This is a genomic window from Streptomyces cylindrosporus (assembly GCF_022698165.1).
Classification (GTDB): domain Bacteria; phylum Actinomycetota; class Actinomycetes; order Streptomycetales; family Streptomycetaceae; genus Streptomyces; species Streptomyces cylindrosporus.
This window is the reverse complement of sequence record NZ_JALDAY010000006.1, coordinates 570213-591036: the sequence shown is the minus strand read 5'-3', so window position 1 is coordinate 591036 and position 20824 is coordinate 570213. Positions and strand designations below refer to the sequence as shown.

Genomic DNA, 20824 nt, shown 5'->3' with positions numbered 1-20824 from the left:
GGAGGCCCCGTCCGTCCGTGGCATGATCGAGGCCATGCGTGAACGTGTGGTGGCCGCCTGCGACGGGGCCTCGAAGGGAAATCCCGGTCCGGCGGGCTGGGCGTGGGTGGTCTCCGACGACTCCGAGACCCCGGCCCGCTGGGAGGCCGGACCGCTCGGCAAGGCCACCAACAACGTCGCCGAACTCACCGCACTGGAACGGCTGTTGGCCTCGACCGACCCGGGCGTACCGCTCGAGGTCCGGATGGACTCGCAGTACGCCATGAAGGCGGTCACCACCTGGCTGCCCGGCTGGAAGCGCAACGGCTGGAAGACGTCCGCCGGCAAGCCGGTCGCCAACCAGGACCTGGTGGTGCGCATCGACGAGCTGCTCGACGGCCGTACCGTCGACTTCCGTTACGTCCCCGCCCACCAGGTCGACGGCGACCCGCTCAACGACTTCGCGGACCGGGCCGCCAGCCAGGCCGCCACGGTCCAGGAGCCCGCGGGCAGCGACCTCGGCTCGCCGGAGCCGCCGCCCTCCCCGGACACCCCGAAGAAGTCCGCCGCCCCGCGCCGCAAGGCGGGGGCGGCGGGGCAGCGCGGCGGCTCCTCGTCCCGCACGATCAAGGCGAAGTTCCCCGGCCGCTGCCTGTGCGGGCGCCCCTACGCCGCCGGCGAGCCCATCGCCAAGAACGACCAGGGCTGGGGCCACCCGGAGTGCCGTACGGCGGGGGCCGGTTAGGCCGCGGCGGTCAGGTGACCACGCCGCGCCACTCGCCGGTCTCCTGACCGCGCTGCTCGATGAACTTCTTGAAGCGCTCCAGGTCGCCCTTGGTCTGCCGCTTCACGAACCCGAGCTTGTCGCCGACCTTCTCGGTGATGGTGTCCGGGTGGAAGTCCAGCTGCAGCATGACCTTGGTGTGACGGTCGTCGAGGCGGTGGAAGGTCACCGCCCCGGCCTGCCGGGCCTCACCGGCCACGGTCGTCCAGGCGACCCGCTCGTCCGGGATCTGCTCCGTGATCTCCGCGTTGAACTCCCTGTGAACCCCGTTCACACTGGTCACCCAGTGAGTGAGCGTGTCGGTGCGCTGTTCGATGCGTTCCACGCCGCTCATGAACTCCGGGAACGTCTCGAACTGCGTCCACTGGTTGTAGGCGGTGTGCACCGGGACGCCGACCTCGATGGATTCCTCGACCTGCGACACGGGTGAACCCCTCCTTCGCTCGATTCTCGGTTGCGTCCGGCGCGGGTACCCGACCCCTGCCGGACAAACCGCCGCGTTCCGGCCGTCAGCCGGTGCGGGTGTCAGCGCTGTCGGCGGGACGCCCTGCTACTCTGCGTTGCCAAATGACCGCTCTGGGTAACTCCGGCAACTTCTAGGGGTGTGCGTGAAGGTCGCCTGCGTCGGCGGCGGGCCCGCCGGCCTGTATCTCTCGATCCTGCTGAAGCGGCAGGACCCGTCCCACGACATCACCGTCCACGAACGCAATCCGGAGGGATCGACCTACGGCTGGGGCGTGACCTACTGGCGCGGGCTGCTCGACAAGCTCCACGAGCACGACCCGGAGTCGGCCCGCGCCCTGGAGCAGCACTCCGTCACCTGGAACGAGGGCGTCGCCCGCGTCCGGGACCTCGCCACCCGGCGCGACAGCGACGAGGGCTTCGGCATCGGCCGCCACCGGCTCCTGGAGATCCTCGCCGCACGGGCCCGCTCGCTGGGCGTACGGCTGGAGTTCGAGCACGAGATCACCGAGGGGAACCTGCCCGCCGCCGACCTCGTCGTGGCCGCCGACGGCGTGCACAGCGCCCTGCGCGGCGCGCACGCCGACCACTTCGGCACCGAGCTCAGGCCCGGCCGCAACCACTACATCTGGCTCGGCACCACCAAGGTCTTCGACGCCTTCACCTTCGCCTTCGTGGAGACCGACCACGGCTGGATCTGGTGCTACGGCTACGCCTTCAGCCCCGAGCGCAGCACCTGCGTCGTCGAATGCGCCCCCGAGACCTGGACCGGCCTCGGCCTCGACACCGCGAACGAGGCCGACGGGCTCGCCCTCCTGGAGAAACTCTTCGCCGACATCCTGGACGGCCACCCCCTGATCGGCCGCTCCTGCGCCGACGGCGCCGCCCAGTGGCTGAACTTCCGCACCCTCACCAACCAGACCTGGTTCCGCGACAACCTGGTCCTGCTCGGCGACGCCGCCCACACCACCCACTACTCCGTCGGCGCCGGCACCACCCTCGCCCTGGAGGACGCGATCGCCCTGGCCGCCGCCCTGCGCGAGCAGCCCGATCTGCCGCAGGCCCTGGGCCGCTACGAGCGGGAGCGCAAGGCCGCCCTCCTGTCCATCCAGAGTGCGGCCCGCTACAGCGCCCAGTGGTACGAGAACCTGCCCCGCTACATGCATCTGCCGCCGGAGCAGATGTTCGCCCTGCTCGGCCAGCGTCACTCGCCCCTGCTGCCGTACGTCCCGCCCCAGCTCTACTACCGCATCGACAGGGCGGCCGGGCAGCTGGAGGCGCTGCGCCGCTTCAAGCGCTGGCTGGGACCGAGGATCGCGCGCACCGTGCACGCGCGGGCACTGGCCTCCAGGAAGTAGCGGGCGTCCGTTTTCCCGCTTGGGTGAATGGCAATTCACCGGCTATGGTGAATTCCCATTCACCCTTGTTTTCTGTCGTCCGGGAGCGCCGATGGACCAGCCCGTGCCGATAGCCGAGCCCTCCGAGGCGAGGGCCCTGCGGGATCGGCTGACGATCCCGGTGCTGGCGTTCGGCGGCATCCTCATGGCCGTCATGCAGACCGTGGTCGTGCCGCTGCTGCCCGACCTGCCCCGGCTGACCCACTCCTCGGCGGGCACGGTCTCCTGGATGGTCACGGCGACCCTGCTGTCCGGAGCCGTCCTCACCCCGGTCCTCGGCCGCGCCGGCGACATGTACGGCAAGCGGCGGGTGCTGATGGCGGCCCTCGGCCTGATGACCCTCGGCTCGGTCACCTGCGCGCTCTCCTCGAACATCGGCGTCCTCATCGCGGCCCGCGCCCTGTCCGGCGCCGCCTCCGCCGTCGTACCGCTCTCGATCAGCATCCTGCGCGACGAACTGCCGCCGGAACGACGGGGAGGCGCGGTCGCGCTGATGAGTTCCACCGTCGGCATCGGCGCCGCGCTGGGCCTGCCGCTCGCCGCGCTGATCGTGCAGTACTCGAACTGGCACATCATGTTCTGGGTGACCAGTGCCCTCGGCGCGCTGGGCACGAGTGCGGTCTGGTGGGCGGTGCGCGAGTCGCCCGTCCGGGAACCCGGGCGCTTCGACGTGCTGGGCGCGGTGGGGCTCGCCGCCGGGCTGGTGTCCCTGCTCCTGGGAGTGTCCCAGGGCGGGCAGTGGGGGTGGGGGAGTCCGCGGATCCTGGCGCTCTTCGCCACCGCCGTCGGCGTGCTCGCCCTGTGGTGGTGGCAGCAGCTGCGGACCGAACAGCCGCTCGTGGACCTGCGGTTGGTGAGCCGGCCGAAGGTCGGGCTGTCCCATGTGGCCGCGCTCTTCACCGGCTTCGCGTTCTACGCCAACTCGCTGGTGACCGCGCAGCTGGTGCAGGCGCCCGAGGCCACCGGATACGGGCTCGGGCTCTCCATCGTGGCCACCGGCCTGGTGCTGCTGCCCGGCGGCTTCATCATGCTGGTCTTCTCGCCCCTCTCGGCCCGCATCTCGGCGTCCCGCGGGCCGCGGATCACGCTCGCCATCGGGGCCCTGGTCATCGCTCTGGGCTACGCGGTGCGCATCGCCGACAGCCGCGACCTGTGGATGATCATCGTGGGTGCGGCGGTCGTGGGCACCGGGACCACCCTGGCGTACTCCGCGCTGCCCACCCTCATCCTGCATGCGGTCCCGGCCGGACAGACCGCGTCGGCGAACGGCGTGAACGTCCTGATGCGCACGATCGGCCAGGCCACCTCCAGCGCCGCCGTGGCCGCCGTCCTGGTGCACCACACCAGCCCGGTCGGCGCGATCGCCGTCCCCACCCTGCACGGCTATCTGCTCGCGTTCGCCATGGCGGGCGTCGTCGCCCTGGCCGCGAGCGCCACGGCGCTGACCATCCCGGGCGACGCCGGTGCCCGCAGGACGCGCCGCGCCCGCGGCCGTGCCCAGGACGCACACGACGAGGCACTGGAGGGAGCATGAGTGCCGTGAGCACTTCCCCCACCGCGCCCGCACCCGCCCGCCGCGACGCCGAGGCGACCAAGGCGGCCATCCTGCGCGCCGCCCGCCACCTGCTGGCCCGGCACGCCCACGCCGACATCACGCTCAAGGCGGTCGCCGAACGCGCGGGCGTCAGCGCCCCGTTGATCCTGAAGTACTTCGGCAACAAGGACGCCCTCTTCGCCCGTGTCATGTCCTTCGAGGCCGACGCCGACGCCCTGCTCGCCGCCCCGACGCCCGAACTCGGCCGGCACATGGTCCGGCACGTACTGGTCAGCCAGTCCCGGCAAGGAGCCGACCCGCTGCTGCGCATTGTCTTCGCACCCCTGCACGGCGAACAGGGCGACATCCTGCGCGCCAACTTCCGCACCCAGGTCACCGAACGCCTCACCGCCCGTCTCGACGGCCCCGACGCCGGCCTGCGCGCCGAACTCGCCGTCGCCGCGCTCCTCGGCCTCGGCGTCGTCTACGGCATCGCCCGCGGCAGCCACGTCCGAAGCGCCGACCTCGACGACGTCGTGGAGCGCTACGCCCCCCTCGTGCAGCAGCACCTCACGCCAGGAACCCCGCGACCGTAGCCACGAATCGCCCGGGGTCGTCGAGCCACGGGAAGTGCCCCGCCCCCGGCTGCACCACGCACTCGCCCTTGGGGAACAGCCCGGCGAACTCCTCGACCGCGGGCGCGGGGGAGTTCAGGTCGACCTCCCCGGCCAGCGCCAGCACCGGCGCCGCGAACCTGGCCAGCGCCGCCCGGGTGGAGGCCGGGTCGAAGGCGCCGGGGGCGGCGAAGGCGGCGGCGGCCTCCTGGTTGCGCTGGGCGGCGCCGGCGGCGTGATGGGCACGCGCCACTTCGTCCCAACGGCCGTACAGGAAAGGCGCGATGGCGTCCCAGCTGTCGGCGGTGGCCTGTCCGGTGGTGATGGCCTGCAGAGCCGCGAAGGCGGTCGGGAACCACGGTTCGTCCCGGCGCAGTCGCGCGGTCGCGCGCCGGACTTCCGGCGGCACCGTGATCCCGACGGCCGTCGCGCTCGGCGTGATCAACGCGAGCCTGCTCACCCGCTCCGGGTACCGGGCGGCGTACAGCACGGCCGGGTTCGTGCCTGCGGAGTGCCCGAGCAGGTCCACCGACTCCAGGCCGAGATGCTCCCGCAGGGCCTCCACGTCGTCGACCAGCCGGTCGCAGCGGTAGCCGGCCGGGTCCCGGGGGAGCGCGGAGTCGCCGGTGCCGCGCAGGTCCAGCAGGGCGAGACGGCGGCGCGCGGCCAGGCCGCCGAGCTCACCGAGGTAGGCGGAGGCCTGCATCGGTCCGCCCGGCAGGCAGATCACGGGCGGGCCGTCCTCCCCGTACACGTGGTAGGCGAGTTCGGTCCCGTCGGGCGCGGAGAAGATCGGCATGACCGCGACCCTCTCAGCGCCTCCGCGGCGCGGCAAGCGCTTATCGGAACAGCCGGTCCAGGAATCCGTTCCCGAAGACGCGATGCGGGTCGAGCCGGTCCAGCGTTCCGGCGGCCTGCCCCCACACCGCCTCGCCGAAGGACGCCGGGATCGCCGTACCCAGCACCACCTCGTCGCTCCAGACGGAGTCGTCCGTGTACGCCCAGCCCTTGGACCACTCGACGCGGGTGAGCGCGTGCTCGCCGTCGTAGGTGCGCAACAGGAACTGCTCGAGCTCCCGCAGAAAGGCCTCCGCGTACGGAGTGCCGGGCAGCGTCAGGACGTCCAGCCACACCGCGGTGTCCCACTCGGGGTGCGCTTCGCTGCGGCGCAGCGCCGACAGCAACGGGGCGCGGGCGCCGTCCAGTTCGGCGTCTGCCGGGTCGTCGAGACCGGTCACCCGGATCTCGACCGAACCGTTCACCGGGAACCGGCCGAGCGCCGAGTACGCCGTGAGCCGCTCACGGTAGTAGGCGGTGAACTCGGCAACGACGCGCTGCACTTGGTCCCGCGTGGTGAGCACGGCGTAGCCGTTCGCGTTGATCCGCAACGTCGTCGGCCTGATGTAGAGCAGCGTGTTCTTCGACGGCCCCCAGATGTCCGCGGACAGCGTCGCCACCAGCCCGAGCGTGGCCACGTCGTACTGCGCGTTGCCCAGCACCGGAGCCAGATACCAGGCCGCGTCCGAGGTCATCCGCCCGACCAGGTCCGCCACCACGGTCGGCACGCTGTCCGAGAACGGGTAGTTGTACGGCGAGGTCACGTGCCGTGAGGTGAGCGGCCGGGTCGGCGACACGCTCCACACCTTGAACCACGGGAACTCGGTGAACGCGAACCAGATCGCCTCCACCCGCCCCGCCCGGTCGAGGAAGCTCGCCAGGGTACGGCCGTCCGAGCCGGGGGCGGCGAAGAGTTCGGCGGCCGGGATGTCCGTGTGAGACACACACCGCAGATTGGAGTCGGCGCCCACGCGCAGCACCACCTCGGTCACCAGCGCGCGGCCGAGATGGGTGAGCAGGGCGGCACAGTCCGCCTCGTCGCGCTCGTAGGTCCGCAGCGCGTACGCCCCGGCGTCCTCGTCCCACACGACCGCCGTCAAGGACAGCACGCGATTGCTGAGCGAGCCGTACGTCTGACCCGCCGGCCGCTCCTCGCCCCGCGCCGGTACGGCCGTGCCGTGCGCGTCGATGGCCAGGGCGCCACCCAGCGTGAGGTCGCCCGGAGCGGGCGCGGCCGTGACGCCCAGGCCGTGTCCTTCGAGGTAGGTCAGCAGGGCCTCCAGCGTGACGCCGGTGCCGGCCCGCACGGCGGTCGGCGAGTCGAGGGACAGGCCGGTCAGATGAGTCGCGGTGTCGACCAGGAGGACGGGCGAGTCCGACGACGTGCCCTCCGTGATCGTCAGCGGTGACCAGCCGTGCGAGGCACCCCGCGCGCGGACCGTCCAGCCGCCCCGCCAGGCCCAGTTGACGACGTCGACCACCTGGTCCGGGCCGGCCGGCGCACAGGCCCACAGGCCGTCGGCGGTGATCTCGCCGACCCAGTTGCGGTACGCCGAGCGGTAGAGGGCGACGCCCTCGGGGAAGTCCGGCAGCTCCTGTGCCGCGACCGCCGGATCGGCGGCGATCAGGACGGGTGCGGCGGCCAGCGCGGCGGCCGAGAGGAGGAAGCCGCGGCGGGTCCAGGACGGGTCGTCCGCCGCCTCTGACGAGTGGTTGCTCAGTGAACGATCAGTCACGGGGTCACGCTAGGCGCGAGTTGACACGAGTCGGCCGCCTGTCGGGTCCTATCACCCATGTGAGTGAACGATTCACAGGCCGCGGGCCGGAGCGGCCGATTCCGCGCAGGGCCGCGACGGATGACAGACTGACGCCATGGACGAGCGCACTTTCGGCAGGTCGGGTCAGCATGCTTCCGTCGTCGGTCTCGGGACGTGGCAACTGGGCGCCGACTGGGGAGACGTCGACGACAAGGAGGCCCTGGCGGTCCTGGAGGCGGCGGCCGAGTCGGGGGTGACCTTCTTCGACACCGCCGACGTGTACGGCGACGGCCGCAGCGAGCAGACCATCGCCGCCTTCCTGGCCGGCCGGCCGGACCTGCACGTGCTGGTGGCGACCAAGATGGGCCGCCGCGTCGAGCAGCTCCCGGAGAACTACGTCCTCGACAACTTCCGCGCCTGGAACGACCGTTCGCGCCGCAACCTCGGCGTCGACCGCATCGACCTGGTCCAGCTGCACTGCCCGCCGACCCCTGTCTACTCCACCGACGAGGTCTTCGACGCCCTCGACACCCTGGTCGAGGAGGAGCGCATCGCGGCCTACGGCGTCAGCGTGGAGACCTGCGCGGAGGCGCTGACCGCGATCGCCCGCCCGGGCGTGGCGAGCGTGCAGATCATCCTCAACCCGTTCCGCATGAAGCCCCTGCGCGAGGTCCTCCCCGCCGCCCGGGAGGCCGGCGTCGGCATCATCGCCCGCGTGCCGCTCGCCTCCGGCCTGCTGTCGGGCAAGTACACCAAGGACACCGTCTTCCCGGAGAACGACCACCGCACCTACAACCGGCACGGCGAGTCCTTCGACGTCGGCGAGACCTTCTCCGGCGTCGACTACACCACCGGCGTCGAAGCGGCCGCCGAGTTCGCCGCCCTCGCCCCCGAGGGATACACCCCGGCCCAGCTCGCCCTGCGCTGGATCGTCGACCAGCCCGGTGTAACCAGCGTGATCCCCGGCGCCCGCTCCCCGGAGCAGGCCCGCGCCAACGCGGCCGCCGCCAGGCTGCCCGAGCTGTCCGGGGAGACCCTCACCGCGATCCGCGACCTCTACGACCGCCGGATCAAGGACCAGGTGGAGAGCCGCTGGTAGGACCGCCGGACGGGGGAACGGGCGCTTGGCCGGTCCCCCGGTTCGTTTGGACGATCAGCCGGCGGATACCCGTAGCGCATGGTGGAGACGCAGACGCGGACGGGCCGCGACGAGACCCAGGAGGAGCGTGCCGACCGCATGTGGGTCGAGCTCATCCAGGAGGTCCGCGTCGCCCAGACCGGGGTGCAGATCCTGTTCGGTTTCCTGCTGACCGTGGTGTTCCAGCAGAAGTACGCCTCGCTGGAGCACACCGACAAGACCATCTACATCGTCACGGTGGTCCTGGGCGCCGCCGCAACCGGCGCGCTCATCGGTCCCGTCTCCCTGCACCGCCTGGTCTCCGGGCGGAAGGTCAAGCCGCAGGCCGTCGAGTGGGCCTCCCGGATGACCTTCGTCGGCCTGCTGCTCCTGCTCGCCACCATGACCTCCTCGCTGCTGCTGGTCCTCAGGGTCGCCACCCACAACGGGGCGGTGCCGTGGATCGTCGCCTGCGTGGTCGCCTGGTACGCGGTGTGCTGGTACGTCATCCCGCTGTGGACCCGGCGCCGCCACACGACCTCGTGACCCCGAGCCGGTCCAGCTGCCGGTCGTGCGCGCGCGAGAGCACCAGCACCGAGACGGTGGCGCCGATCAGCGCGCAGAACATGTCCCACTGCGTGTCCCACACATCGCCCTGCGTGGCCAGGAACGCGTCCGCGGAGTGTCCGCCGGCGACCGCGGCCAGCCACTCCAGCATCTCGAACACGGCACTGAAGGCCAGGCACGCGCACACCGTGAGCGGCGCCAGCCACCGGCTGCCGCGCAACGGCGAGGTGCGGCTGAGCAACTCCCGCACCAGCACCGCCGGTACGAATCCCTGCATGAGGTGCCCGAAGCGGTCGTACGGGTTGCGGTCCAGGCCGAAGGCATCCCGCACCCAGTCACCGAGCGGCACCTGCGCGTAGGTGTAGTGGCCGCCGACCATCAGGACGAGCGCGTGAAAGGCGAGCAGGCAGTACAGCAGGCTGGTGAGGGGGAACCGGCGGTGGGTGAACACCAGCAGCGGCAGGCCGACCAGCACCCACACCGTCTCCAGGAACCACGTCGTGCGGTCCTTCGAGCCCCAGACCGACACGGCCATGCCCAGGACCACGAGAACGGCGAGTACGGCGGGCAGCTGCCGTCGCGGGACGGCGGGGTGCGCAACAGCGGTCATGGGGGCTCCCTTTCGTAGGAGCCCCCATGCTGGTGGAGCGGATGGACGGCGGCATGAGTACGGCTACTCAGCCTCGCCCGGGTACGGCGACGCTCAGTCCTTCGCGCCGCGCAGCGCGGTCAGACAGCTCGCGATGGCCTCCTGGAGCTCCTCCAGCCGCTGCACCATGTCGTCCTCGACGAACTCCTGCACATCGTCGAAGGTCAGCTCCTCGAACGCCTTCGTCGCCTTCTGCAGGCTGCTGTAGAACTTCGTCCGCCGCTCCTGGACGCGCAGTTCGGGATCGGCCTCGACGGTCTCGGCGACCAGGGACTTGAGGGTGTCGTAGGCCTCGGTGGCCCACTCGCCGGTGTCCTCGTCCTCTTCGAGCTCGTCGATGAGCGAGAGGTGCCGCTCGGCCTCCTGGCGCAGGTCGACCGGTGCGTCGATGGTCTGCCCGGCGGGCGTCTTCACCTGGCCCGACTCGGCGATCTGGCGGACGTATCCGATCCGGTCGGCGGCCCGGCTCTCGGTGGCCACGGCCTTCTTCAGATCGTCGGTGCGCACCACGTCACGCGCCAACTCGGCCTGCAGCTCCGGGTCTTCGCGCACCCGGTCCAGCAGCGCCTGGCGGGCCGCCCGCGCGGTGGAAGGGTCGGCGAGGATCGCGGCCCGCAGCGCGGTCGGGTTCTCGGCGACCTCCAGGGCCTTGGTGGGGCGGATGCCCTCGGCCTCGGCCGCCTCGGCGATGGCCGTGCCCCGCTCGGACGTGGCGCTGTTGCGGGAGACGTAGTAGCTCAGCCACACGTCGGCGTCCGGCAGCTCCACCTCCTGGCCCGGCGCCAGCGCCTCGAAGTGCGGCACCATCCCGTCGTCGGCCGCCCGGTCCCAGGCCTTGTAGTAGCGCATCACGCGCTCGGGAGAGCAGCCGGCCAGCTCCGCGAACTCCTTCGCGGACACCTTCGGCGTCTCCTCGGCGCCCTGACCGCCGGGCCGGACGCTGCGCGCCACCATCAGGCCGAAGGCCCAGCCGCCGGTCCGCGCGTAGACCCCGAACTCGCGGGCGTCCCGCGCCACGAGGTCGGACAGCGGCGCGGGGGACGCCTGCGGGGTGCCGGACGACTCGGATGTCTCGGACGGGTCGATCGCCAGTGTCACCGATGACTCTCCTGTGCAAAGCTGGTCGGACTGCGGAACGTGCAGACCGGCAGCCTATATGCACCCCTTGGCCATGGTTTGCCAGGACCCTGGTGTCGGCGCGCTGAGGGTCAGCCGAACGCGTCGTGCAGCGCGGGCAGCAGTGTCTTCTCCGCCCAGTCCAGATACGCCGGCTGCGACTCGCCGCCGATCTGCACCAGCGCGATCTCGCCGAAACCGGCCTCGGCGTACGGCCGTACGGCCTCGACGAAGGCCTCCGGGTCGTCGCCGCAGGGAATCGACGCGGCGACGTCGTCGGGGGTGACGAACTGGGTCGCCGACTCGAAGGAATCGGGGTGCGGCAGCTCCGAGTTGACCTTCCAGCCGCTGCCGAACCAGCGGAACTGGGCGTGGGCGCGTTTGACGGCGGTGTCCCGGTCGGGGTCGTAGCAGACGGGCAGTTGGCCCACCCGTGGCTTGCCCTCGCCGCCGTGCCGCTCGAAGGCCGACAGCAGGCCCTCCTTGGGCTCCGTGGCGATGACCAGGTCGGCGAGCCGGCCCGCGAGGGCACAGGACTGTTCGCCGGAGACGGCGATCCCGATGGGCGGCGGCTCGTCCGGCAGGTCCCACAGCCGGGCCGACTCCACGTCGAAGTGCGTGCCCCGGTGGTTCACATGGCCGCCCTCGAACAGCGCCCGGATGATCTCCACGGCCTCCTCGAGCATCTCGTGACGCACATCGGCCGACGGCCAACCGCCGCCCACCACATGCTCGTTGAGATTCTCGCCGGAGCCGAGCCCCAGCCGGAACCGGCCCTCGGACAGCAACTGCATCGTCGCCGCCTTCTGCGCCACCACCGCCGGGTGGTAGCGCCTGGTCGGACACGTCACGTACGTCATCAGCGGAATGCGCGAGGTCGCCTGCGCGGCCGCGCCCAGCACGCTCCACGCGTACGGCGAGTGGCCCTGCGAGCGCAGCCACGGGAAGTAGTGGTCCGAGGTCACCGAGAAGTCGTAACCGGCCTCCTCGGCCCGCACCAGATGGTCGACCAGCTCACGGGGGCCGGCCTGCTCGGTCATCATCGTGTATCCGATTTGCACCATAACCGCCGAGTCCCCTGCGTCGGCGACGGAAAACGGCCTCTCGATCCGCCGTGGATCATGGGAGAGGATGCCCTCATGAGCGCCCGCCCGCTGCCTTCCAGTACGCCCGCGGCCCAGGGGGTCGACGCCACCGGCGTCCACGCCTTCCTCGACGCCCTCGAAGCCGCGCCCGACATCGAGCCGCACAGCCTGATGATCATGCGGCACGGTCACCTCGTCGCCTCCGGCTGGTGGGCGCCGTACGCCCCGGACCGGCTTCACCTGCTGTACTCGCTCAGCAAGAGCTTCACCTCGACGGCCCTCGGCCTCGCCGTCGGCGAGGGGCTGGTCGGGCTCGACGATCCGGTGATCTCGTACTTCCCGGAGTTCGAGGCGGACATCACCGACCCGCGCAGCCGCGCGATGCTGGTGCGGCACGTGGCGTCGATGTCCAGCGGGCATGTCGAGGAGACCTACGCACGGGCACATGCCCTGGACGGCGCGGATCTGGTCCGCGGCTTCCTGCTGCTGCCGCCCGACCGGGATCCCGGGACCGTGTTCGCGTACAACCAGCCCACCACGTACACCCTCGCGGCGATCATCCAGCGCGTCACGGGCGGATCGCTGACCGAGTACCTGCGGGCGCGGCTCCTCGACCGGCTCGGCGTCGGCGAGGTGGCCTGGATCCGTGGCCGTTCGGGCCGTGAACTGGGCTTCAGCGGGCTGCACGCCACCACCGACGCGATCGCCCGGCTCGGCGAGCTGTACCTGCGGGACGGGGTGTGGGAGGGGGAGCGGCTGCTGCCCGAGGGCTGGGTGGCCGAGGCCACGCGTGTGCACATCGACAACGGCGACAGCGCCGCGTGGGGACCGATGACGGACTGGCAGCGGGGTTATGGCTTCCAGTTCTGGATGGCCCGGCACGGTTATCGGGGCGACGGCGCCTACGGGCAGTTCTGCCTGGTGCTGCCCGAGCAGGACGCGGTCGTCGCGATCACGGCGGCGACCGAGCAGATGCAGCACACGCTCGATCTGGTGTGGGAGCACCTGCTGCCCGCTTTCGGCCCCGAGCCGCTGACCGGCAGGGACGCCGAGGACGCGGCGCTCGGGGAGCGCCTCGCGCGGCTCGCGCTGCCGCCGGCCGCGGGCAGGCCCGCCCCGCCCGGGCGGACGCAGGACTGGTCCGGCGCGGGGTTCGCTCCGGCCGGGGGCGTCTGCGCCGACCAGCCGAAGCTGTCCTCCGTCGCCGTGCGCCAGGACCCCGGCGGCTGGACCGTCACGCTCACCGAGGACGGCCGCCCGCTGGAGCTGCCGATCGGTGAAGCGGGCTGGACGGTCGTCGAGGAGCCGCTGCCCGTCGCCGTGAGCGGGGGATGGGCCGACGCGGAGACCCTCGCCGTGGAGATCGTGTTCCTGGAGACACCCCACCGCCTCGCGGTGACCTGCTCGCTCCCGGCCGGGACGTTCACCGCGACATGGCGCACGACACCCCTGCACAGCCCCCCGCTGCGCGCGATGCGGGCACCCCGCGCGTCAGTCTGACGTCACCCGGAAGGTGCGCAGGAAGGTGTCCAGGGCCTGACGGTTCGCGGAGTCGTTCCAGTCGGCGGCCGGGGTCGTCCAGCGCAGCGAGAACCCGCGGCCGCCGCCCAGCAGGAAACCGCGGCCGAAGGTGCGCACCTGTGTGCCGTGTGCCTCGGACAGCCATTCCATGTCGGCGGCCTTGTAGCCCTGGTACGTCGTCGCCTTGATGTCCCCGATCCGCTTGAAGCCGGCGTCCTGCGCCAGCTCGGGCTCGACGTCGTCACGCCAGACGGCGACGGGATCGGGGCCCAGGACGGTGCTGTAGGTGATCGCCAGGGTGCGCGGGTCGCCGTCCGCGCCGAAGGTCACCCGGGTCGACAGGTCGCCCACCCGCGAGGTCTCCACCCGCTTCCACCCCTTGGGCAGGGCGACGGAGAATCCCTCGGCGGCGGTGTAGCGGCGGAAACCCTGCGGCAGGGCGGAGGCCGACGCGGACGCCGGGGCCGAGGGTGACAACGATGCCGTCGCCGAAGAGGTGGGCGAGGAGGTGGGCGACGCGGTGGCGGACGCCGAAGCCGGGGGGGTGGACCTGCGGCCGTCCGTGCTGTTGCCCGGGGCCGGGGCGGTGGCGGACGCGGACGGCCGGGGTGCCGACTCCGTCGAGGAGTTGTCGAGGCCGGGGAGCTGGCCGGTGGCGGCGAGCGCGGCCACCGCGACCGTGACCACGGCCAGCGCGGTACCGGCGGCCATCGTCCGTCTGCTCCAGCCGGGGGCGGCGTGCACGGCCGCCGCGTAGGCGCCGCGCAGCCCTGGCCTGGGCACCGCGGCGGCGAGCGTGTCGGGATCCTCGGTCACGACACGCGTGAGAGCCTCGCGCACCACCTGGCGGGTCAGCCGCTCCCGGGAGTTCTTGCGCAGCAGCCCCAGCACGGTCGTGGTGAGGGGACCCGCGTGCACCGGGCTGCGCAGCGGCAGCCGGTCGACGCCCTTGAGCGTGGCCTCGGGCCGGTCCCGGTCCCGGAACGGCGGACGCCCCTCCACCATCGTGTAGAGCATCGCGCCGAGCGCCCACAGGTCCGCCGCCGGCCCGATGCGCTCATCGCGGGCCTGTTCGGGGGAGGCGTACGACGGCGCGGTCACTCTCGGCGCCAGCGTGGCGCCCGCCAGCCCGAACCCGGTGACCACGACCGACCCGCGGTCCCGCACGAAGACCTGGCCGGGGCTGAGCTCGCCGTGCGTGATGCCCTGGCCGTGCGCCGCCTCCAGCACGTCGAGGATCTCCAGCGCGGTGCGAGCCGCCCGGACGTAGTTGAACGTGCCCTGCTGGGCGAGGAGTTCGCCCAGTGGCGTGCCGTCGATCCACTCGGTGACGATCCACAGGGTGCCGTCCTGCTCCACGGCGTCGACGACCGTGGCGACCGCGCCCGGACACAGCCGCCCCATGGTCTCGGACATGCGGATGACCCGGGCACTCGCCCGCAGCCCGGTCTCGCCGTCGAGATCGGGCGGCAGCGATATCTGGGTGAGCAGATAGGGGCGTTGGGCGTCGACGTCCTTGCCGTACCAGCAGACCCGGTTCGTCTCACGATGGACGACGTCCACGAGCCGGTACCTTCCGGCGACCAACTCCTGTGTGAACACATGCGCCTTGACCATGGTCATCCCTCGTCGAACCCCGGGCTCTTTCCGTACACAGAGGTACGCGGAGTGCGACGGGGTGTGTTCAAAGGATCCGCAAATCATCCGCGGACAGCCGCATTTGTTCACACAGCGTCGAACTGATTCCAGGAACTCCCCTTTACCTGACCGGAATTCAGGACCAGGCATTCAGGTGCGCGGTGAAAGCAGTTCAGCGCAGCCCGAAGCGCTCCGCCCACCCCATGACATCGCCGGTCGTCGCGTTGCCCCCGCACACGACCAGCCCGAGGCGCGCCCCCTCGCCGACCCGTTCGAGGACCCGGCGGGCCGCGGGCAGCAGACAGCCGGCGGCGGGCTCGGCCCACACCTTGGCGTGGTCGGCGAGGTCCAGCGTGCCCTGCACGGCCTCCCGGTCCGACACCACCAGCACCTCGTCGACCTGCGTGGACACATGCTCGTACGTCAGCGGCGAGACGGCCGGCGCACTGAGCGTGGACACGACGGAGGTCAGCTCGACCGGCACCGGCCCGCCCGCCGCCAGCGCCCGCGACATCGCCTCGGCGCCCTCGGTCTCCACGCCCCAGATGCGCACGTCCGGCCTGCGGTCCCGCAACGCCGTCGCCACACCGGCGATCAGCCCGCCGCCCCCGATGCTGACCAGAACGTCGGTGAGCTCGCCGGCGTCGGCGGCGAGCTCCAGGCCGACCGTGCCCTGGCCGGCGATCAGCACCGGGTCGTCGAAGGGGTGGACCAGGGTCAGTCCCTCCTCCTGGAGCTGGGGCATGAGCGCGAACGCCCCGGCCATGTCGTCGGTCAGCTGAACCGAGGCCCCGGCGCTCTCGGCGATCTCGACGGCCCGCGCGGGCGCCGAGCGCGGCATCACCACGGTGGCCTTCACATCGAGCGCCGCGGCCATCATCGAGAGGGCGATCCCGTGATTGCCGCCGCTGACCGCCACCACCCCGGCCGCCCTCTCCTGCTCGCTCAGCGACAGCAGCTTGGCCGTCGCCCCACGGGCCTTGAACGAGCCGGTGCGCTGCAGCAGTTCGAGCTTGACGGTGACCGGAGCGCCGAGCAGTGTGGTCAGCCCGGGACTGGGCAGCGTGGGCGTGCGCACGACGTGCCCGGCGATCCGCTCGGCCGCGGCCTCGACGTCGGAGATCCCGATCAAGGTACTCACCCTTCCGGCGCGGGGTGACGGACCGCGCCCTCTGCACCCTGACCCGGGACGCGGCCGAGGTCAAACCGGATTCGGGTGGTGCACGGCAACGCCACGGCCTGTTGCACGGCCCGCGTGCGACATCGCGTCACACGTCGCGCCGCAGCAGGTAGTCCAGCAGCGTCCGCAGCTCCTCCACGGCCCGCCCCTCCAGCGGCACCCCGGCGAGAGCCGTTTCCACGGCGTCGACGTGCCGCCGGGCCTCCGCGAGCGCCGCCGACCGGCCGCCCACCGCCTCGATCAGCGCCGCCGCCTCCTCGGGCGCGTCGCCGCAGTCCAGCAGCGCGGCCAGCCGCCGGGCCTCGGACGCGGGCGAGTCGAGCGCGGCCAGCACCGGGTACGTCTTCTTCCGCTCCCGCAGATCCCCGTGCACGGGCTTTCCGGTGACCGAGGGATCGCCCCAGATGCCCAGCACGTCGTCGACGATCTGGAAGGCGACGCCGAGATGCCGTCCCGCCAGGTCGAGCGCGGCGACCACCGCGGGTTCCGCGCCGCCGAGCAGGGCGCCGAGCGCGGCCGAACAGCCCAGCAGCGCGCCCGTCTTGTGCTCGGCCATCGCCCGGTACTCCCGCGGCCGCACCCGCTCCGGCCCGGTCCAGGGGCGCGTGGCGAACAGCAGGTCGTCGGCCTGCCCGCGCACCAGGTCGCTCAGCGCCACCGACAGCACCCGCACGGCCTGAGACCCGGCGGGAGCCGCGGCGAGGGTCTCGACCGCCAGCGCGAACAGGGCGTCGCCCGCGAGCACCGCGGGCCCGGTGCCGTACGCCTTCCACACCGTGGGGCGCCCGCGGCGGTCCGGGTCGCCGTCCATGATGTCGTCGTGCAGCAGCGAGAAGGCATGCACCAGCTCCACCGCGACCGCCGCCGGCACCCCGGCCGCCCCGGGCGCGCCGGCGGCGGTCGCTCCGAGCAGGGCCAGCGCCTGCCGTACGCCCTTGCCGCCGGACCCGACGGCCGGTGCGCCGCCCACCTCGCACCAGCCGAAGGAGTACGCGGCCATCTCACCCACCCACGGGTGCAGCCGCCCGACGGCTTCCGCCAGCGCGGGCCGTGTCAACTCCCGGCACCGGACGAGGACTTGGGGAGCGTCTGCCGACGCCCGCAGCATCGAGGGGAGCGCCGTCACCGTACGACCTCCGCCGCGAGGCCGAGCTCCTCCTGGGCCCGCGCCACCATCTCCCGCGCATGCCGCAGTCCGATCCGGTCCAACTCGTGGGCCAGCTCGTCGAGTTCGGCCGCCGTCTCGGCTCGGTCGCGGCCCAGCCGGGCCAGTGCCTTGGCCAGCCCGAGCCGCGACAGGGCCTCGCCGCGCGGCTCGCGCATCGCCCGGAACTCCGCCAGTGCCTGCTCGTAGAGGTCGCGGGCCTCGGTGTAACGCCCGGCCCGGTACAGGACGTTGCCGCGCATCTTGTGGTTGTAGGCGAGCGCGCTGGACAGCTTCATCGCCCGGCAGGCCGTCTCCGCCTCGGACAGCAGCGCCAGCGCCCGAGCGGTGTCGCCGTCCCGAACCGAGACCACGTCGGCGAGGCCGCGCAGGGCCCAGGCGTGACCGCGCCGGTCCTCGGCCCGCGCGGCGATCTCGGCCGCCTCCTCGAACAGCGCGTACGCCGTGTCGTAGCGGCCGGTGTTGCGGTGGATCTGCGCGATCCCCTCCAGCGCCCACACCGTGTGCCGTGCCTCGCCGCGCCGCCGGGCCTCGGCCAGCAGCTGTTCGTGCAGCCTGGCGACGGCCTCGTAGTCGCCCTGGATCCGGCCGGTCTCGGCGAGGCCCGCGAGCGAGTAGCCGCGCACGACGACGTCGCCGCCCAGCTCGCCGAGCTCGGCGGCGAGCCCCAGCAGCCGCCGGGCCAGCGGGAAGGCGCCCCGCTGCCGGGCCAGGGTGCCGCCGCTCCACAGCGCCCAGGCCATCGCCGCCGTGTCGCCGGCCGCCCGGGCCGCGCGGTAGCTCGCCTTCCACGCCCGGTCGGCGTCCCCTATCTGCCCCAGCCGGCGGTGCGCCTCGGCGACCGCGAGCCCGGACCGCGCCGCCTCACCGTGCCGGCCGGCCCGTTCGGCCGCCTTCAACTCCCTTGTCCCGGCGGCGAGTACGTCGGTGAGCGACGAGTTGACGGACAGGGTGGTGAGGGCGCCCTGGTACTCCGGGGCGAATGCCTTGCCGTACATGCATCCCTTTCGGTCGGTATACACCCCGTGTATACATGGGGAGTATGCGTCCTGTGTATACATAGTGTGTATAGAGCGTCGAAAATTTGGCCCTGACCCCTTGCGGGGGCCAGGGCGTCACCTGTTGCCGGTCAAGACGTCATGAGCGGTCGAGAGGTTGCGCGTGAGGTGCAGATCACTTGCTGGGGCTCAGTGCTGCTGCGCCTTCTGCGGGGTCGCCTCGCTCGGCCGGACCACGACATAGCCCTCACCCTGCAGCATCAGCTGCACGGCCTCTCCGGAACCGCCGCGCAGCATCGAGCCGATGGACTGCGAGCGGTGCAGCGAGGTCTGCAGGCCCGCCGTCCAGCCCACCACCGCGTCCGTGTCGACGTACACCGGATACTGCGGCGAGACCGGGATGACCAGCGGGTTGCCCTCGCAGACCAGCCCCAGCCGGCCCTGCCCGGTGAAGACACTGTTGAACAGGCCGCCGCCCGCGATGCCGGCGCCCTTGACGGTGGCGATCCGGTACGACAACGAGGCGTCGAAACACAGCACGTTGCGGCCGTTGACGGTGAACTCGTCGCCCGGGTCGACGTCGACGATGAAACAGTTCTGCGCCTCGTGCGCGAACCAGGCCTCGCCCTGCCCGCGCACCGTCATGAGCGGGAGACCCTCCCCGGTGACCGCGCGCTTGAGCATGCCGCCCATGCCCTGGCCCTTGCGCTCGAACTGGAGGTTGCCGCGGTAGGCGATCATCGCGCCCTGGCGGGCGAGCATCTCGCCGTTCACCGCGTACTTGATGCACTTGGCGTTCTCTACGGTCATGCCCGCCTGCGCGGCCGGCTGGACCATGTGCTCACTGGAAAAGAGGGATCCCTTCATGCGGGCATCCTGGCCCGGACGATGTCATTCCGCCAAGATCGCGGACCGGGGCGGTCGTCGGGGCCGTCCGGTGATTGTGCTGCGGTCAGGTCCTGTGGTCGGGTCCTGTGGTCAGGCGCCGAAGAGCTGGGTCCAGTACGTGCCCGACCGGCCGCCGCCCGCGAAACCGACGCCGATGTGGGTGAAGTCGGGCTTGAGGATGTTGGCGCGGTGGCCGGGGCTGTTCATCCAGCCCTCCACGACCTCGGCGGGGGAGCGCTGGCCACAGGCTATGTTCTCGCCGATCGAGCGGCGGGTGGATCCGGCGGCGGCCGCCCGGTCCCATGGCCGGCTGCCCTCCGGGGAGGTGTGGGAGTAGAAGTCGCGGGCCACCATGTCGGCGCTGTGCGCCTGCGCGGCGGTGGTGAGCAACGGGTCGACGGCCAGCGGAGGCAGGCCGGCCGCCCTGGCGCGCTCCCTGTTCGTGAGGTCGACTACCGCGGCGGCGGTCCGGGCCAGAGCGGCGGGGCTGAAGGGGGTGGCCCACAGGGCCGTCCAGTAGACGTCACCGGAGCGACTGTCGGCGACATGCCCTATGCCGGCGTGCGTGAAGGCCGGGTCGTGCAGGGTGCGGCGGGACTGCTCGTTGCGGACGCAGTACTCCACGAACTCGGTGGGCGTGCGCGGGCCGGAGACCAGGTGCTCGCCGACGGTGATGTACGTGTATCCGGCGGCCGTGACCCGCTGGTGGACGGAGACGCCGTCCGGGCCCTCGACGCCGAGTCGGCCCGCCGATGCCATGGCGCCGGCGTGCGCGTGGGCGGCGGTCATGAGGCGGGCGTCGAGCGAGACGGGCGCGGAACCGGCCCTGGCGCGAGCGGAGTTGACCAGGGTGAGGAATCCGTCGTCGGCGGCGAGAGGCCGGAACGCGGGTGGCGGCGGGGCCGCAGGGAGGGTGGGGGCCGCCGCGAACCCGGGTGTTCGCTGCTCCGGGATGACGGGGCGTGCAGTGGGGGTCCCATGCGTTGCCGTTGGCGCTGGTGTCCCGGCTCCGTCGTCGACGACATCCACGCCGAAGTCCCTCGCTATACCGGCGAGTCCGTCCGCGTACCCCTGCCCCAGGGCCCGCAGCTTCCAGCCGCCGCCCCGCCGGTAGATCTCCGCGAGCAGCAGCACCGTCTCCTGCTGCGGACGCGGTGGGGCGAACCGGGCGAGGGAGCGGCCGCCCGCGCCGGTGACCTGGAGCGTGGGCGCGGGCAGCCGGCCCAGGGGAGTGCCGGGGTCGGCGGGGCTGACGGCGATTGTGATCCGGGTGGCCCCCGGGCGCAGTCTCGGCGGGTCGACGGTGAGCGCGTCGCCGTCGAGACGAGCACCCGGGGCCGACGGCTGGTTGTAGAACACGAAGTCGGCGTCGCCCCGGACCCTGCCCCCGTCGTCCGTGATCAGCGCGGACACGTCGAAGGGACCGGGCACCCGGACGGTCACGGCGCCGGCCGGAAGGGGCATGTTGCCCCCGGGGACCAACTCGCTCATGCCGCCGCCCTGGTGTGTCTCGTGGTTCGCCCATGGTGGGGTTGT

General features: G+C 72.3%; 19 protein-coding genes. 7 read left to right on the top strand and 12 right to left on the bottom strand.

The annotated features are described in order from the left end of the window. The first annotated feature begins 22 nt into the window (after positions 1 to 22). Positions 23 to 724, top strand: coding sequence for a ribonuclease H family protein (locus MQP27_RS22455; RefSeq protein ID WP_242767094.1), 702 nt, complete (start codon positions 23 to 25; stop codon positions 722 to 724). A gap of 10 nt (positions 725 to 734) precedes the next feature. Here the strand turns inward: MQP27_RS22455 and MQP27_RS22450 are convergent, their stop codons facing one another. After that, entirely contained in the window at positions 735 to 1187 is a 453-nt protein-coding gene (locus MQP27_RS22450; protein ID WP_242767093.1) for an SRPBCC family protein, read from the bottom strand. Positions 1188 to 1365: 178 nt separating this feature from the next. Here MQP27_RS22450 and MQP27_RS22445 point away from each other — a divergent pair, with 178 nt between their 5' ends. From MQP27_RS22445 to MQP27_RS22435, 3 genes are all read left to right on the top strand, one after another. Beyond that, positions 1366 to 2583: an FAD-dependent monooxygenase gene (locus MQP27_RS22445; protein ID WP_242767092.1), complete on the top strand. Its 1218-nt coding sequence runs from the start codon at positions 1366 to 1368 to the stop codon at positions 2581 to 2583. 91 nt (positions 2584 to 2674) lie between these two features. Beyond that, positions 2675 to 4156, top strand: a complete 1482-nt coding sequence (locus MQP27_RS22440; protein WP_242767091.1) for an MFS transporter — start codon at positions 2675 to 2677, stop codon at positions 4154 to 4156. Continuing rightward, positions 4153 to 4752 carry a TetR/AcrR family transcriptional regulator gene (locus tag MQP27_RS22435; protein WP_242767090.1) on the top strand — a complete coding sequence of 200 codons (600 nt, stop codon included), beginning with the start codon at positions 4153 to 4155 and terminating at the stop codon, positions 4750 to 4752. Before MQP27_RS22440 ends, MQP27_RS22435 begins: the two co-directional genes overlap by 4 nt. Here the strand turns inward: MQP27_RS22435 and MQP27_RS22430 are convergent. Both MQP27_RS22430 and MQP27_RS22425 read right to left on the bottom strand, forming a co-directional pair. Then, positions 4727 to 5569, bottom strand: a complete 843-nt coding sequence (locus MQP27_RS22430; RefSeq protein ID WP_242767089.1) for an alpha/beta fold hydrolase — start codon at positions 5567 to 5569, stop codon at positions 4727 to 4729. The genes MQP27_RS22435 and MQP27_RS22430 overlap by 26 nt on opposite strands. A 40-nt stretch (positions 5570 to 5609) precedes the next feature. Next, a complete protein-coding gene (locus MQP27_RS22425; RefSeq protein ID WP_242767088.1) occupies positions 5610 to 7343 on the bottom strand; it encodes a cholesterol oxidase substrate-binding domain-containing protein in 1734 nt (577 codons plus the stop codon). 136 nt (positions 7344 to 7479) lie between these two features. Between MQP27_RS22425 and MQP27_RS22420 the strand changes: the two genes are divergently transcribed. Next, positions 7480 to 8463 carry an aldo/keto reductase gene (locus MQP27_RS22420; protein ID WP_242767087.1) on the top strand — a complete coding sequence of 328 codons (984 nt, stop codon included), beginning with the start codon at positions 7480 to 7482 and terminating at the stop codon, positions 8461 to 8463. A 78-nt stretch (positions 8464 to 8541) separates the two neighbouring features. Further along, positions 8542 to 9027 (top strand): DUF6328 family protein, encoded by a 486-nt coding sequence (locus MQP27_RS22415; protein ID WP_242767086.1) that lies wholly within the window; start codon positions 8542 to 8544, stop codon positions 9025 to 9027. On the opposite strand, the gene MQP27_RS22410 is transcribed toward MQP27_RS22415, so the two are convergent. The 3 genes from MQP27_RS22410 to MQP27_RS22400 all read right to left on the bottom strand — a co-directional run bounded on the left by MQP27_RS22410 (position 8987) and on the right by MQP27_RS22400 (position 11877). Beyond that, entirely contained in the window at positions 8987 to 9658 is a 672-nt protein-coding gene (locus MQP27_RS22410; RefSeq protein ID WP_242767085.1) for a DUF2238 domain-containing protein, read from the bottom strand. The genes MQP27_RS22415 and MQP27_RS22410 overlap by 41 nt on opposite strands. A 93-nt stretch (positions 9659 to 9751) precedes the next feature. After that, complete coding sequence (locus MQP27_RS22405) at positions 9752 to 10795, bottom strand: hypothetical protein (RefSeq protein WP_242767084.1); 1044 nt, start codon at positions 10793 to 10795, stop codon at positions 9752 to 9754. A gap of 110 nt (positions 10796 to 10905) precedes the next feature. After that, complete coding sequence (locus tag MQP27_RS22400; protein ID WP_242767083.1) at positions 10906 to 11877, bottom strand: LLM class F420-dependent oxidoreductase; 972 nt, start codon at positions 11875 to 11877, stop codon at positions 10906 to 10908. A 75-nt stretch (positions 11878 to 11952) separates the two neighbouring features. Here MQP27_RS22400 and MQP27_RS22395 point away from each other — a divergent pair, with 75 nt between their 5' ends. Beyond that, on the top strand, positions 11953 to 13398 hold the full coding sequence (locus MQP27_RS22395; RefSeq protein ID WP_242767082.1) for a serine hydrolase domain-containing protein: 1446 nt from the start codon (positions 11953 to 11955) through the stop codon (positions 13396 to 13398). On the opposite strand, the gene MQP27_RS22390 is transcribed toward MQP27_RS22395, so the two are convergent. The 6 genes from MQP27_RS22390 to MQP27_RS22365 all read right to left on the bottom strand — a co-directional run bounded on the left by MQP27_RS22390 (position 13390) and on the right by MQP27_RS22365 (position 20779). Further along, the gene (locus tag MQP27_RS22390) at positions 13390 to 15042 is read right to left on the bottom strand and encodes a serine/threonine-protein kinase (RefSeq protein ID WP_242767081.1); all 1653 of its coding nucleotides are present in this window, start codon (positions 15040 to 15042) and stop codon (positions 13390 to 13392) included. The two genes, MQP27_RS22395 and MQP27_RS22390, sit on opposite strands and share 9 nt — an antisense overlap. 187 nt (positions 15043 to 15229) lie before the next feature. Further along, positions 15230 to 16189 carry a threonine/serine dehydratase family protein gene (locus tag MQP27_RS22385; RefSeq protein ID WP_242767080.1) on the bottom strand — a complete coding sequence of 320 codons (960 nt, stop codon included), beginning with the start codon at positions 16187 to 16189 and terminating at the stop codon, positions 15230 to 15232. Positions 16190 to 16325: 136 nt separating this feature from the next. Beyond that, the gene (locus tag MQP27_RS22380; RefSeq protein WP_242767079.1) at positions 16326 to 17363 is read right to left on the bottom strand and encodes a polyprenyl synthetase family protein; all 1038 of its coding nucleotides are present in this window, start codon (positions 17361 to 17363) and stop codon (positions 16326 to 16328) included. Beyond that, positions 17360 to 18400: a tetratricopeptide repeat protein gene (locus MQP27_RS22375; RefSeq protein ID WP_242767078.1), complete on the bottom strand. Its 1041-nt coding sequence runs from the start codon at positions 18398 to 18400 to the stop codon at positions 17360 to 17362. The genes MQP27_RS22380 and MQP27_RS22375 overlap by 4 nt, the downstream gene beginning before the upstream one ends. 189 nt (positions 18401 to 18589) lie before the next feature. Continuing rightward, on the bottom strand, positions 18590 to 19267 hold the full coding sequence (locus tag MQP27_RS22370; RefSeq protein WP_242767077.1) for an AIM24 family protein: 678 nt from the start codon (positions 19265 to 19267) through the stop codon (positions 18590 to 18592). Positions 19268 to 19378: 111 nt separating this feature from the next. Further along, positions 19379 to 20779: a CAP domain-containing protein gene (locus tag MQP27_RS22365; protein ID WP_242767076.1), complete on the bottom strand. Its 1401-nt coding sequence runs from the start codon at positions 20777 to 20779 to the stop codon at positions 19379 to 19381. Positions 20780 to 20824: the final 45 nt, after the last annotated feature.

What these genes read in the sequence shown, in the direction of transcription:
- MQP27_RS22365 (WP_242767076.1), bottom strand. Translation starts at nt 20,779, where the DNA reads ATGAGCGAGTTGGTCCCCGGGGGCAACATGCCCCTTCCGGCCGGCGCC.
- MQP27_RS22440 (WP_242767091.1), top strand. Translation starts at nt 2,675, where the DNA reads ATGGACCAGCCCGTGCCGATAGCCGAGCCCTCCGAGGCGAGGGCCCTG.
- MQP27_RS22410 (WP_242767085.1), bottom strand. Translation starts at nt 9,658, where the DNA reads ATGACCGCTGTTGCGCACCCCGCCGTCCCGCGACGGCAGCTGCCCGCC.
- MQP27_RS22400 (WP_242767083.1), bottom strand. Translation starts at nt 11,877, where the DNA reads ATGGTGCAAATCGGATACACGATGATGACCGAGCAGGCCGGCCCCCGT.
- MQP27_RS22375 (WP_242767078.1), bottom strand. Translation starts at nt 18,400, where the DNA reads ATGTACGGCAAGGCATTCGCCCCGGAGTACCAGGGCGCCCTCACCACC.
- MQP27_RS22395 (WP_242767082.1), top strand. Translation starts at nt 11,953, where the DNA reads ATGAGCGCCCGCCCGCTGCCTTCCAGTACGCCCGCGGCCCAGGGGGTC.
- MQP27_RS22420 (WP_242767087.1), top strand. Translation starts at nt 7,480, where the DNA reads ATGGACGAGCGCACTTTCGGCAGGTCGGGTCAGCATGCTTCCGTCGTC.
- MQP27_RS22430 (WP_242767089.1), bottom strand. Translation starts at nt 5,569, where the DNA reads ATGCCGATCTTCTCCGCGCCCGACGGGACCGAACTCGCCTACCACGTG.
- MQP27_RS22455 (WP_242767094.1), top strand. Translation starts at nt 23, where the DNA reads ATGATCGAGGCCATGCGTGAACGTGTGGTGGCCGCCTGCGACGGGGCC.
- MQP27_RS22435 (WP_242767090.1), top strand. Translation starts at nt 4,153, where the DNA reads ATGAGTGCCGTGAGCACTTCCCCCACCGCGCCCGCACCCGCCCGCCGC.
- MQP27_RS22415 (WP_242767086.1), top strand. Translation starts at nt 8,542, where the DNA reads ATGGTGGAGACGCAGACGCGGACGGGCCGCGACGAGACCCAGGAGGAG.
- MQP27_RS22390 (WP_242767081.1), bottom strand. Translation starts at nt 15,042, where the DNA reads ATGACCATGGTCAAGGCGCATGTGTTCACACAGGAGTTGGTCGCCGGA.
- MQP27_RS22370 (WP_242767077.1), bottom strand. Translation starts at nt 19,267, where the DNA reads ATGAAGGGATCCCTCTTTTCCAGTGAGCACATGGTCCAGCCGGCCGCG.